Annotated in this window: 12 protein-coding genes and 2 tRNA genes; 13 read left to right on the top strand and 1 reads right to left on the bottom strand. The window is 50.8% G+C overall.

Going from position 1 to position 13,496, the window contains the following annotated elements; genetic code table 11:
* Position 1 precedes the first annotated feature (1 nt).
* The 12 genes from uraH (at position 2) to K3T83_RS33455 (ending at position 10,755) form a co-directional block, all read left to right on the top strand.
* Positions 2 to 361 carry a hydroxyisourate hydrolase gene (gene uraH / locus K3T83_RS33510; RefSeq protein WP_220207263.1) on the top strand — a complete coding sequence of 120 codons (360 nt, stop codon included), beginning with the start codon at positions 2 to 4 and terminating at the stop codon, positions 359 to 361.
* Positions 362 to 364: 3 nt separating this feature from the next.
* On the top strand, positions 365 to 1,600 hold the full coding sequence (locus K3T83_RS33505; RefSeq protein ID WP_220207262.1) for an allantoate amidohydrolase: 1,236 nt from the start codon (positions 365 to 367) through the stop codon (positions 1,598 to 1,600).
* 13 nt (positions 1,601 to 1,613) lie between these two features.
* A complete protein-coding gene (locus K3T83_RS33500; protein WP_220207261.1) occupies positions 1,614 to 2,972 on the top strand; it encodes an allantoinase in 1,359 nt (452 codons plus the stop codon).
* A gap of 63 nt (positions 2,973 to 3,035) precedes the next feature.
* Positions 3,036 to 4,436: an FAD binding domain-containing protein gene (locus tag K3T83_RS33495; protein ID WP_220207260.1), complete on the top strand. Its 1,401-nt coding sequence runs from the start codon at positions 3,036 to 3,038 to the stop codon at positions 4,434 to 4,436.
* Entirely contained in the window at positions 4,433 to 6,601 is a 2,169-nt protein-coding gene (locus K3T83_RS33490; protein WP_220207259.1) for a xanthine dehydrogenase family protein molybdopterin-binding subunit, read from the top strand. The genes K3T83_RS33495 and K3T83_RS33490 overlap by 4 nt, the downstream gene beginning before the upstream one ends.
* A 3-nt stretch (positions 6,602 to 6,604) precedes the next feature.
* Positions 6,605 to 7,021, top strand: coding sequence for a DUF3830 family protein (locus K3T83_RS33485; protein ID WP_220207258.1), 417 nt, complete (start codon positions 6,605 to 6,607; stop codon positions 7,019 to 7,021).
* A gap of 142 nt (positions 7,022 to 7,163) precedes the next feature.
* Entirely contained in the window at positions 7,164 to 7,574 is a 411-nt protein-coding gene (locus K3T83_RS33480; protein WP_220207257.1) for a response regulator transcription factor, read from the top strand.
* A gap of 86 nt (positions 7,575 to 7,660) precedes the next feature.
* Positions 7,661 to 8,113 (top strand): hypothetical protein, encoded by a 453-nt coding sequence (locus K3T83_RS33475; protein ID WP_220207256.1) that lies wholly within the window; start codon positions 7,661 to 7,663, stop codon positions 8,111 to 8,113.
* A 79-nt stretch (positions 8,114 to 8,192) separates the two neighbouring features.
* A tRNA-Pro gene (locus tag K3T83_RS33470) sits at positions 8,193 to 8,265 on the top strand.
* A 5-nt stretch (positions 8,266 to 8,270) separates the two neighbouring features.
* Positions 8,271 to 8,343 (top strand) — tRNA-Gly (locus K3T83_RS33465).
* 438 nt (positions 8,344 to 8,781) lie between these two features.
* Positions 8,782 to 10,044 (top strand): tyrosine-type recombinase/integrase, encoded by a 1,263-nt coding sequence (locus K3T83_RS33460; protein ID WP_220207255.1) that lies wholly within the window; start codon positions 8,782 to 8,784, stop codon positions 10,042 to 10,044.
* Between the two features lie 486 nt (positions 10,045 to 10,530).
* Positions 10,531 to 10,755: a hypothetical protein gene (locus K3T83_RS33455; protein WP_220207254.1), complete on the top strand. Its 225-nt coding sequence runs from the start codon at positions 10,531 to 10,533 to the stop codon at positions 10,753 to 10,755.
* Positions 10,756 to 11,266: 511 nt separating this feature from the next.
* Here K3T83_RS33455 and K3T83_RS33450 read toward each other — a convergent pair.
* A complete protein-coding gene (locus tag K3T83_RS33450) occupies positions 11,267 to 11,815 on the bottom strand; it encodes a hypothetical protein (RefSeq protein WP_220207253.1) in 549 nt (182 codons plus the stop codon).
* A 408-nt stretch (positions 11,816 to 12,223) separates the two neighbouring features.
* Here K3T83_RS33450 and K3T83_RS33445 point away from each other — a divergent pair, with 408 nt between their 5' ends.
* Positions 12,224 to 13,381: a GAF domain-containing protein gene (locus K3T83_RS33445; RefSeq protein WP_220207252.1), complete on the top strand. Its 1,158-nt coding sequence runs from the start codon at positions 12,224 to 12,226 to the stop codon at positions 13,379 to 13,381.
* Positions 13,382 to 13,496: the final 115 nt, after the last annotated feature.

Here is a 13,496-nt window from a genome sequence, read left to right as displayed (position 1 = left end):
GATGGGCGGCTATCTCACGGCTCATGTTCTTGATATCGCTCAAGGTATCCCGGCCTCTCAGATGACGATCCAGGTCTGGCGGCTCGATACAACGGGAGAGCGTTCATTGCTGAAAACTGTTCACACAGGCGCAAATGGACGACCAGAGGAACCATTGCTAGCTGGCAAGGAATTTAGAGTGGGAACATATGAGCTTATTTTTGCCGTGCAAACCTATTTTGCGGCTCAACATCTGCCTATGACAGAGCCGCCATTCCTCGGCGATGTCCCTCTTCGCTTCAGCATCGCCGACGAGAGCGCTCACTACCATGTCCCGTTGCTTGTTTCTCCCTGGGCTTATAGCACATATCGAGGAAGCTGAACTATGGAATCAACTATAACAGCCGCCCAGACCATTATGGAACGCTGCGAGATCCTATCTCACTACAGCGAAGAACCGGATCGCCTGACTCGCCGTTTCGCCTCACCTGCGCTGAGTCAGACTAAAGAAGCAGTTGCAGGCTGGATGCAAGCCGCTGGCATGAGCGTCCAATACGATGCTATTGGCAACCTCATTGGACGCTACGAAGCAGAAGTTCCAGGCGCAAAGACGTTCCTGCTCGGCTCTCACCTCGACACGGTGCGCGACGCTGGCAAATACGATGGTCCATTAGGTGTCCTGACCGCTCTGGCTTGCGTTGAGCGCCTGCATCAGCAGCAACGCCGCCTTTCCTTCGCGCTGGAAGTGCTGGCCTTTGCCGACGAAGAGGGGCTGCGCTACCACACGGCCTATCTTGGTAGCAAAGCCATGACCGGCACCTTTCCCCCGCGCCTTCTCTCTTTTATTGACGCCGACGGTATCTCTATGCGTGAAGCGATTCGCACATCTGGTGGCACTCCTGATCCTCAATTGCTGCAAACTCCCCACTGGCAGCCCGACGAACTTATAGGATACTGCGAGGTCCATATCGAGCAGGGGCCAACGCTCGAAGCGCATAATCTTCCGGTGGGTATTGTTTCGGCGATCAGCGGGCAAAATCGCTTCTCGATCGATTTTGTGGGACAGGCGGGGCATGCGGGAACTGTCCCGATGGAACTGCGTCGCGATGCGCTCAGTGTCGCTGCTGTCTTTATTCTGACCGTTGAAACGCTGGCAAGAGGTACCCCTGGTCTCGTTGCAACTATCGGACAATTGAGCGTGCAGCCTGGAGCCAGCAACGTAATCCCTGGACAGGTCACGCTCAGCCTGGATGTGCGCCACCAGGATGATACCATCCGTGAGCAGGCATGCCAACGCATCTACGAACAGGCCAAAGCGCTGAGCGAGCAACGCAACATTCGTCTGCACTGGCAAGAGCTGCAAGAGGACGCCAGCATCGCCTGTAACCCCCATCTCATTCAACTGCTGGAACGTGCCATTCAAGAGGAAGGCTATCCACTCCACATATTGCCTAGTGGGGCTGGACACGATGGGGTGATACTCAGCAAGTTGACACCGGTTGCCATGCTGTTTATCCGTTGTCGCGGCGGCATCAGTCATCATCCCGCCGAATCGGTCAAAGTCGAAGATGTTGCTATTGCGATGCGGGTAGTGGAACGCTTCCTATCGCTCTTAGCTTGAAAGCGAGGCACATATGGCTCAATATGATCTTCTTCTCCGGCACGGTACGCTGGTGACAGCAGCGGGCGTCAGTCAGGCCGACCTCGCCATCGCTGATGAACGGATCGTCGCCATTGCATCAGAGCTTGCAGGGAGCGCCAGCGAGGAAATCGATGTTAGCGGCCTGCATATTTTCCCCGGCGTGATCGATGCCCACGTTCACTTCAATGAGCCTGGACGCACCCATTGGGAGGGCTTTGCAACGGGAACGCGCGCGCTGGCAGCAGGCGGCACCACTGCCTTTTTCGATATGCCGCTCAACTCCACGCCTCCCACGCTGGACGCGGCCAGTTTCCGTCTCAAGCAGCAGGCGGCCCAGGCCAGCGCCTATGTCGATTTCGCGCTCTGGGGCGGCCTGGTTCCGGGCAATCTTGACCGGCTGGAAGAGTTGGCTGAATGTGGCGTCATTGGCCTGAAGGCATTTATGAGCAACAGCGGCATCGATGATTTCCAGGCCGTAGACGATATGACGCTCTATGAGGGCATGCAGCGAGCCGCACAGCTTGGCCTGATTGTGGCGGTACATGCGGAAAACAACCAGATCACCAGTGCGCTCGCCCGCCGCGCTCAGGAGCAGGGACGAACCGGTGTGCGCGACTATCTCGCCTCGCGTCCAGTGGTTGCCGAACTGGAAGCAATCGAGCGGGCTATTTTATTCGCTCAAGAGACCGGCTGCTCGTTACATATCGTCCACGTCAGCAGCGGTCGTGGCGTTCGATTGGTTGCTGCTGCTCGTGCGCGTGGCGTTGATGTGAGCTGTGAAACCTGCCCCCATTATCTTGTTCTCACCGAAGACGATGTGGAAGCGTTGGGAGCAGTCGCAAAGTGCGCGCCGCCCATTCGTTCGCAGATGGAACAGGAAGCACTCTGGCAACATCTTCTTTCTGGGAATATTCCGATGGTTGCCTCTGATCATTCGCCCGCACCAGCCGATATGAAAGCTGGCAGCGATTTTTTCCAGGTCTGGGGAGGTATCTCAGGGTGTCAGTCGCTTTTGCAACTCCTGTTGACCGAGGGCCATGCCAGGCATCATCTCGCACTCCCTCTCATCGCCTCGATCACGGCGGAGTACGTTGCTCGACGCTTCCATGTCTCGCCCCAAAAAGGACGTATCGCCCCCGGATGCGACGCGGATCTGGTGCTGGTAAACTTGCAAGAGAGCTTTTCTTTGCAAGCCAGCGACCTCCTGTATCGCCACGCTCATAGTCCCTACGTTGGCCGGAAACTCTCTGGTCGAGTGCTACGTACTCTTGTACGGGGCCATACAGTATTTCTCAACGGCAAAATCGTTGCCACGCCGTCCGGTCACTTATTAAAAGCGCAAGGTCGGTGAAACCTATCAATGGTCAGGTGTATACTAACTACAGGACACACTTAGAAAGTCGATCGATGGCCTATGTGGGAGACCTATTTACAACCAACAAGTCTTGCAGAAACATTGGATCTTCTCCAAAACTATAAAGCGTCTGCACGTGTGATTGCAGGTGGCACGGATATTCTGGTCGAGCTACAGCGGGGCGTCAAACCAACACAGACCTTAATTGATATTACTGCCGTGCAAGATTTGAAATATATTCGCTACAAGCCGGGTTGGCTAAGCGTCGGAGCCTTAACCACCCACAACGATATCTTACGCTCGCTCGATTGCCAGCGCTACGCCCTCCCACTGGTCCAGGCCTGTGCAGAAGTTGGCGCGCCGCAGATTCGGACTCGCGCCACTATCGCTGGCAATCTGATTACCGCCTCGCCCGCAAACGATACAATCACCCCACTCATGGCGCTCAATGCCGAAGTGGTGCTGGTCAGTAGCGCGGGCGAGCGCTGTATCTCGCTGTACGACTTTTATCTGGGCGTGCGCCGCACCAGACTCGAACCGGATGAACTGCTCCGCGAGATTCGTATCCCTGCTCTCTCAAGCAATCAGCGCAGCCTATTTCTCAAACTAGGATTACGGCAGGCTCAGGCTATCGCCGTGATCAATCTCGCTTTCGTGCTGACGTTTGAGCAGGATATCGTCTCCGAGGCACGTATCACGCTGGGTTGTCTGGCCCCAACAATTGTCCATGCGAAAACAGCTGAGGCATATCTCAAAGGGAAGCAACTGGAAGACGAGATCTGTCGTGAAGCTGGTTCGCTGGCAATTCAGGATGTCAGTCCCATCGGCGATGTCCGCGCCACCGCCGAGTACCGCCGCGCAACTCTGGCAGCTCTCGTCACTCAGGGATTGCAGCGCCTCGCAAGCAATCAGGATGTTGAGCATTGGACGAACGATCCAACGACACGCGTATCGTTAGAAACAGCTCCCTCATCTGATTTGCATGAACGACACCCATTACACGAAAGCATTGAAACAACGATCAATGGCGCTTCCTATCGCCTGACAAACGCGCACCAGAAGACATTGCTCAACACGCTCAGAGAAGATGCTGGCCTGACTGGAACGAAAGAGGGTTGTGCGGAGGGTGAGTGTGGAGCCTGCACCGTCTGGCTGAATGGACAGGCGGTGATGTCCTGTCTGGTGCCAGCCGCGCAAGCTCATCAGAGTACCATCACCACAATTGAAGGATTGGCACAGGGCGAACAACTCCATCCACTGCAACAGGCATTTATTGATCAGGCAGCGGTTCAATGCGGCTTCTGTATCCCTGGAATGTTGATGGCAGGCGCAAAGCTGCTCGACGAGCATCCACATCCGACAATGGAACAGATACAGGTGGCATTGAGCGGCAATATCTGTCGCTGCACAGGCTACCGCAAAATTCTCAATGCCATGTTAAGTGCAGGAGGTCAGGCATGACAGATCTCATTGGTGCATCGCTTCCCCGTCCCGACGCCTACGGAAAGGTCACGGGCAGTACAGCCTATCCCGCTGATTTGCTGCGACCCGGCATGCTGCATCTCCAGGTGGTTTTCGCCCATCGCCCACATGCTCGCATCCTGCACATTGATACCAATGCGGCATTGCAGTATCCAGGGGTGGTCGCCGTTCTCACTGCCGAGGATGTGCCATACAATGCCTATGGGCTGGTTGAAGACGATCAACCGGTCCTCTGTCACGATGTCGTACGCTTTGAAGGCGATAAAGTGGCACTGGTGGTAGCAGAAAGCAAACAGGCAGCTATTGCAGGAGCAAAACTGGTCAACGTAGCATACGAAGATCTGCCAGCCGTCACTGATCCACGAGCAGCACTGGCACCCAACGCGCCACTGGTCCATACGCAGCGCGGCACCAACCTGCTCTCTCATTTTCCTATTCGCAAAGGGAATGCGGATGAGGCACTGGTCCATGCTGATGTGGTGCTTGAAGAGACATTTACTACCACCTGGCAGGAACACGCCTTCCTACAGCCCGAAGCAGGCATCGCCTTTATTGATGAGCAAGAGCGGCTCGTCGTCGAAACGGCTGGACAATGGCTGCATGAAGATCGTCACCAGATCGCCCGTATTCTCCAGATACCAAAAGAGCGCGTCATCATTCGTTACGCTGCTATTGGCGGGGCATTTGGGGGCCGCGAAGATCTCTCAATGCAACATTTGCTGGCGCTGGCAACCTGGAAATTGCGGCGACCAATGGCGCTCGTCTGGAGCCGTGAAGAGTCTATGATTGCGCACCATAAACGGCACCCGGTCATTCTCCATTGCCGCTGGGGAGCGCAAAAGGACGGTCGCATTGTAGCCGTCAAAGCAGAGGCGATTGCTGATGGTGGTGCGTATGCTTCAACCAGTTCAGAAGTGTTGAAAGATGTTGTCTTCTTTGTCACAGGCTGCTACGAGATCACCCATATCGCGGTCGATGGGTATGCAGTCTACACAAACAATATTCCCAGCGGGGCATTTCGTGGCTTCGGCGTTCCTCAGGCCCATTTTGCCTGCGAAAGCATGGTCACGCGCCTGGCCCATGCATTAGGCATGGACCCGGTTGAGTTGCGCCGTCGCAATATATATCGAGAAGGGGGCATCGAGCCAACCAACCGACCGTTGCCTCCAGGGGTAAGTGCGCTTCCCGTATTAGAGCGCTGCATAGAAGAAGTGCAACAGCGCTGGCCCCCTCAGAAATCTGCTGTATCATCGTACATCAAGCGTGGTATTGGTATTGCCTGTGGAATGAAAAACGTGGGTTATTCTTTTGGCTATCCAGAACAAGCGACAGCCACTGTGGAGGTCTTTGGCGAGGCAGAAATGGAGCGAGCAGAAGTACGAGTGGGCGCGGCTGACGTGGGACAGGGAGCACATCTTGCTCTGCGCCAGATTGCCGCCGAAACGTTACAGCTTCCCATCGAAAAAGTCGCGATGATTTGCGACGATAGCCACGAAGCCCCCAACGCTGGCAGTGCCTCAGCCTCGCGTATGACGCTTATGGGTGGGCGTGCGGTCCACGATGCGGCCCGGGCAGCGCGCGAGAAGTGGAGTTATACCGACGATTATCAGGCGCAGGCAACGGCCCAATATCGTCCACCAGCAACAACCCCCATCGATCCTGAGACCTACACTGGCACGCCCAATTATTGTTATGGTTATACAGCTCAAGCCGTTGCAGTCGAGGTTAACACTGTCACTGGCCAGGTGCAGGTTACGAGCATCATCAGCGTTCACGATGTTGGTAAAGCCATCAATATGCAGCAAGTGACCGGGCAGATCGAAGGTTGTCTTGCTCAAGCGCTGGGTTATGCTCTGCTCGAAGAGCTACAGATACAGGACGGGCATATCCTGACACCCTATTTCAGCACCTATCTGCTGCCAACTGTACGCGATATGCCCGCTGAGATTATTCCAGTCGTTTTGGAACTGGCCGATACTAACGGCCCCTTCGGGGCACGTGGTGTTGCGGAGATGCCGCTGGTTCCCTTTGCCGCTGCCGTTGCCAACGCCATTTACGATGCGACCGGCATCTGGCTTACCCAACAACCGATGACGCCGGAAAGAGTTCTCAAAGCGCTCACAACACAAAACATGGAGAAATGAACGATGAGCAAGCTGCATATTGTCGCAGGGTCATTTGAATTTACAGCCCAGATGGAGGAAACAGATGCCCCACAGACTTGCGCGGCATTTCGTAAACTGTTGCCGTTTCGTAATAAAATTATCCAGGCTCGCTGGAGTGGAGAGGCGGCCTGGATTCCACTGGGTGACTTCAATATAGGCATCGGCTATGAAAATCATACGAGCCATCCCGCACCGGGTCAGATCTTGCTCTATCCAGGCGGGTTTAGTGAAACGGAGATTCTTTTCCCGTATGGAAGTACCTGTTTTGCCAGCAAGGTTGGACAACTAGCGGGCAACCACTTTCTGACGATTGTGGAGGGTAAGGAGCATTTGCGCGCATTGGGGGAGGCGGTCCTCTGGGATGGTGCTCAAACTATTCTTTTTGAAGAAATGGAATAGAAAAATATTTACAGGGCAGAAGAAGTATAGCAAGATTATGCAGAAATAGGAAAAAGTGTTGTATGTATATCGTAAAATAGGTATGATAGAGAACAAGAAAATATGCATGCTCATAGCTGAATGATAAAATATGGAGTATTGAATGTCAAAACGAATCATGGTAGTTGATGATGATAAAGAGGTACAAGAAATCGTTGCTTTTGTTCTGCATTACAATGATTTTGAGGTGATTTCTGCATTCAATGGAAAACAGATGCAAAGACAGCTTACTGAGCATCATGCGACGCTGCCCGATTTAATTATTCTGGATGTTATGATGCCCGGGGAGGATGGCTATCGTATTTTCAGTGATTTGCGTCATAATCCGCAGACCAGGCACATTCCGGTGATAGTCATTACTGCACACACGGAAGATATCTATCAACGGGTCAGCGTTGATCTGGGGGCGGCCTTGCATCTGACAAAACCATTTCATCCAGTAGAATTAGCGGAAAAGGTCAAAGTTCTCCTGGATGAGGGACAGGAACCATCCATCGAGGGCAATAGAAATTGAGGGTAAAAAGGCTTGTCTCTCTGCTTAAAAGTTGGTATCATTACAAGCAAGAGCGGTCCTGACGAGTTCAAGGAAGCAGTGCAACTATGCCTAACAGATACGAACGCGAGATCGAAGAAATATTACGCAACCTGGAGCAGACCGAGCCGAAAACGGGTCGGGGTCCGAAATTTGGCGACCGCCAACGTCGCAAACAAAATGTACGACGTTCAGGTAATCGCCATCCTATGTCGTCGTCGCTGCACCTCTCCACAACGGAATGGCTCCTGGTCACGACTGTGATTACGGCATTAGTGGCAGGTGGTTACGCATATTTACAGGAAACGAATATCGTTACAGGTATACTTGCCAGCATAAGCCTGATCTGCCTGATTCTCGTTGCGCTTTCGCATTTTGTCTTTAATCGATCTCGTCCGCAACCAACCCGTTATGGGAACATAACTATTACGCCATTGCGTCGTAATATATTCAGTAGTATAAAAACGCAGTGGAATTTGTTTATGCTCAAAATGCGCTATCGCCGCCGCAACAGGCCATGAGTTTTGTTTGTGCGAACGCAAATTTCCAGAAAGGTACTTGACAAGCCGCTAAAAGCATGTTATAGTTCAGGTGCGTTGACGGGGTGTGGCGCAGTTGGTAGCGTGCCTGGTTTGGGACCAGGAGGTCCGCGGTTCGAGTCCGCGCACCCCGACTTCTGCGGGAGTAACTCAGTTGGTAGAGTTCCTGCCTTCCAAGCAGGCTGTCGCGGGTTCGAGTCCCGTCTCCCGCTTTTCATTCTAGACCGTCGTTCTCAAGGTGCTTCACGGGCCGATCTATAGAAAGCAAGCAGTGAAGACAGATGAGAAGGACGGTTTTCTTTTGGGTCAAAAAGCGTTCAACGACAATCTGCCTTCAGTTTCTGGGAACCACCTGCTCCGCTTTCCACGTACGAACAAAAGTGTTCACAAGACTTTCCATCCATGACCATCTGCCTATCCATCAAAGCCAACACCTGCCTTCATGAGAACGCGAACATCTGCCTCTCAGTTTCCTCGCCGTGCAAAGCTGGAGGCCACTTGAGGCGATTCATGTTCTTTCGCAAAGACGAAGAGTTCGCTCTGGGCTCGGTAGCCTGAAAGACTGCTTGCGTCTATTGATGTGTTACAGAGATGCGTCACCGAGATCCCGTCAGGCTTCAAGGTGGCGCGACGAAAGGAAGCAAGCAATCATGGTGTTGAAGGCAACAAACAATGGTTCCTCTCTTGCACGCATTGCACAGTCAAAGGGTACAGACAGGCGAACGCATAACAAAGGGTCGCGTGTCACGCAAGAACGAGCTAAAGCTCAACGCGCTAAACTCGACGCGCAGACAGAAACCCAATACCGACAAGAAGAACAAGAAGCTGTTGTTCAGGTAACGCAGCACAAGAAAACAGGACGGCAAGAGGTCCAGGCGAAACGGCGTCTGATTGACACGCTCATCGAAGCCTACCTCCAGGATCACATCGGTGGCAACCACAGCGAGAAAACCCTGGAATGGCACAAAACGGCTTTAGGACTGATGCGGCTCTTCTTCCAAGAAGAGTTGGACATGACGCAGATTGATGAGGTCGAAGCCGCTGATATGAGCGCCTGGTTCGCTCACCTGCGAGCAACTCCAGGCGCTCGGGGCAAAGTGCGCTCCGAACGAACCGTGCAAACCTATGCTCGCTCGGCCCGTGCCTTCTTCCATTGGCTCGTCCGTCGTGGAACCCTTGAGCATAATCCTTTCGACCACGTTCTTTTTCCCAAAGTGGGGCGACCACTCATCCAAACCATCACCGTCGAGGAATTTGAAAAGCTCCTGCTTGCCTGTACCCCACCCAACGAGACCAGCCCTCTCGCCCAACGAGCAACGGTCCGCAACCGCGCGATTCTCTGGCTTCTCTACGATACTGGCATCCGTGTTTCCGAACTCACCAACTTGCGCCTGGATGATCTGGACCGCAAAAAGGGCGTCGTGACGGTGATGGGAAAGGGATCGAAGGAGCGGCGCATTGCCCTGGGCCAGAACTGTCTGCGCAACCTCTCCTACTACCTGGACAAACATCGCCCCGATGAGGAGGAACTGGCTGACTGGGGAAGTAGCAGGGAAGATCACATTTTTCTCTCCGAGACCCGCCAACCACTGACGAAAAACGGCATGGAGATGCTCTTCAAACGACTCAAAGAGCGCGCCGGGATTACAGGGAAACGGATTAGTCCTCACATATTCCGGCACACCTTTGCCATGAACTATCTCATCAAGAGCAACGATCCTTTCAGCCTACAAGAGTTACTGGGGCACGAAGATCTCACGACCGTTCTCAACTACATCCATATGAATGATACGATCCTTCAGGAGCAAAAACGCAAGTTTAGTCCTGGTGATCATATTCCCACTCGGATGCCTGGGCCAAGAGAGACGAGACGAAAGAGTTCTCAGATTAATGAGATGCAGAAACAAAAGTAAGGAGGCCAGTAGAGATGTATATCAGGAGGATATTCTTCAGTAGATAAGTTCTTTTACACAGGAAGAATATCGCACGAGAGAGGTTGAAACAGAAATCGATCTCTCTCATGCTTCATAATGCATAAGCGTATCCAGGGTTCGAATCTCTCCACCGGCATAACCCCTCCTCTCAAGCCCGCTGACGTTCATTTCAAGCTCAAATTCCAAGATATTATCTGCTGAAATTCGTCAATTTTCGCGGAAAATCGTGGGCGTTGCTACATGTAGCAACGCCTATTTTTCACTCCTAGCTCCCTCCAAAGCAGCACCTCCGCCAACACATAGTGTGACTTGACAATGGCTTCATCCTTTCCTATGGCTAAATAACAGGTGGCTTCCCTGCTATCTGCATCCCACGTTTCTGCCGTCTTAAGAGTCCGTTTCTACAGGAGATACTGGTAAAAAGCACGAAGAGCGAGCAGGTATTGTGAAACAAACGGTATACACTTGATAACGAAAGCGCCTACCAAGAAATGGACCACAATTCAGACGTTTATTGGCAACGGCGCGAAGAAGACTGAAACCTTCATAGTCGGCGATCACTGGCGTTTCTCCTGGAAATATCAAGGCGTCGGCGGCATTGATGCACGGCTCTATATCAGTGTCTACAAGTCCGATGGGAGCATGCTTGATCTTCCACGCTGCTTCAACTTCCTGCAAGGCAAACGCTAGAAGACCACCAGCAATTCAGAGGTGCATCAAGGCGGCGAGGTCCATTTGGACGTAAATAGCGGTATCGAATGGAAGATCACCGTTGAAGAGATGAAGTAGCTAAGACTCATCTGCTGACCGCTTTCTCAACTTCGAGAAAGCGTTTTTTGTGCTGTACTGCTCTCTGTGTTGTAGGAGATCAAGGATGCATTTAGCGGAATGCGCTCTTCCTAGTCTTTTTTGTTGCTCGTCCTGACGTGAGCGTGTGCTTACACGCTCACGTCAGGACGAGCAACAAACTTTTTGAACGAAAGTGAACATGGCTTCTGCGACTCGTACACCTATCAGCCCGGCGTAGGGCGGTGGTCAGCCCTTGCTCCTTCCAATTCTGCTGTTACTTCTTGCAACTGGACCATTTACACAAACAAACTATTATACAGTCTCAAAACCAGAGCGAGCAGCTTTCCCTTCTCGTGCTTTTTTGCACTGAAGGCTGATGCAATCATACAATCTCTTCTCTACATATTGGTCTCTAGCGTCTCTTCCTCGGTTGCCTTTTCGGAATGCTCGCTTTGACCTTGACGTTGCTCCGATTTGTCATCTTTGCTGCGACTACAGAATGTTGCATTTGGAAGCGCCGTGCAAGCTCCATCGCGGCTTCGGCAGCCTCTAGGTCAGTTGCCTCAATAAAGAAAGGTATCCCATCGATCTCTGTCACCAATTTGATAGACGATTGCTGTGCATTACTTTTCTCTGATCGCTTCTTATATGCCTCTTGTAGCTGACGGCCGATCAAGACAATAGGAGTAAATATGGTTACTAGTGCACTACTATCAGCCAAGATGACATCTTTCTGTGTCCATAGAGTGTTAAGGAACGGCACAATGACATCAACGAGAAAACCTCCGCGTTGACCAGCATAGACAGGTTCAAATATATACCCCTCGTCACGGAGCACATCTACAGTATCGCGACCGACAGCATCAACCATTGCAGGATTTGCCTCCTGCGGATCCTCGGAAAGAATTTCGAGCATAATTATGAAATTATTTGAACTATCTGACCTTGTTTGAGGCTTCATAAGATTTTACAGATTCCTTTCTTCTTGTCGATATACTGATGCAAAGATAGTATACTACAAACACATTCTTTTAGATATGGCCCTTCCATATTCTCCGTGCTAAAGTATAATATACATGATTATCATTTACAACATCTCTCTAATAGTGGATCTCCGATCAAATACTTTAATTGAATAACCAGCCGAGCACGTAAAGCGCAAAAATCCAAGTACAAGATATTTAAATCCAAGTTGATCTTAGTGAAGAGGATGCTGATATGGAGTCGTTGACAAAGTTTACATGGATTTGTATCATATTCATACAGCCAACTAGAAGATATGCCTTGTGAAGATACGAAAAGATAAAGCTCATGGATGTTCATGTATCAAAATCCATCACAAAATGTACCACTCTTTTAGAGGTATAAAGTGGAATCTCAACTGTTGCACAAAATAAGCAAGTTGCTTGATGCATTGGAACCGATTTCCCAGGGGCCTGGAGATCTAACCAGTACTCTCCAACATATTGCTCAAACAGCGCAAACCTTTTTTAGGGCTGATTCTTGTATCATTTTTGCGATAAATCCCATTACAAGCCGCTTCATTACATTTATAAACACTGTGAATAGTCTGCAAAAAGATACCATTTCTTATCAGAACTCTAGATCAGAAGAATTTGCGCAAGAGGTTTTAACGCAAAGAGTATTGCTGATAGAAAATGTTGAGCTGACTCCAGACCATAACAATAGGTTCATAAAATTAGAAGGCATTCATTCTCTTGGAGCGCTTGCACTTCGTATGAGACACACTCATAAGCCATTAGGTGTACTCTATTTAAATTTCAAACAACAGCAGAAATTCAGCGCTGAAGATTGTGAACTTTTCCAGTTCTTTGCTGACCAGGCCTCAAATATCCTACAGGAAGCATGGTTGCTGCGGCGCTATCAGGAAATTGCACGCATTGGACAAGAGATTAATCAGGCACTTACAACAGTCGAAATCCTTTTTCAAAAGTTGCAAAGACACGTGGCTGATATTCTTGATATCCGTTATGCCTTTTTGTTAGCGGTATATCAGCCTCAGACCAATAGACTCGATTTATACTTGGGGGAGAAAGGACATTCCTCCATCCGAGCTGATGATCCTCTTGTAGGAGCTTGCCGTTATGTCATCGAGACACAGGAAACCTTATTCATACGGGAATTGAGTAAAGAGGCTAAAACTTTGCCATTTCAGCCTATTGATATTAGGAACACTGAACAGCTAGAATCTCTTATTTTTGTACCTCTAATATTACGTGGCATGTCTTTAGGTGTACTTTCTATCCAACATGCTCAGCCAAATGTCTATAATCAGGAGGATTTATTTATCTTACAATTGCTAGCGAACGATATTGCGCTAGCGATTTACAATATGCGTTTGTATGACAGTTTAAGCCGGCTCAATGAGACCGGTCAGTTATTAACGCAACAACTCGACTCAGAACAAGTCCTACAAGCAACAGCTGACAAGATTCGAGATGTTATTAAGGCTGATTTTGTTATCCTCTACCCTTATGACACTACTGGTAAATGCCCCACGAAGTGAGACAATCTAGCCCTCAAACATGAAAGATTGCCCTCAATCTTGAATACTGAAACACACGTTCGCCAGGGAAGCCGCTCCCCATCAGGGAGACTTTCTCCAAAACGTGTACATTGCG

Source organism: Reticulibacter mediterranei (genome assembly GCF_016587455.1).
Note: the sequence above shows the minus strand (reverse complement) of the source record. Positions and strands in the feature narration are given on the sequence as shown.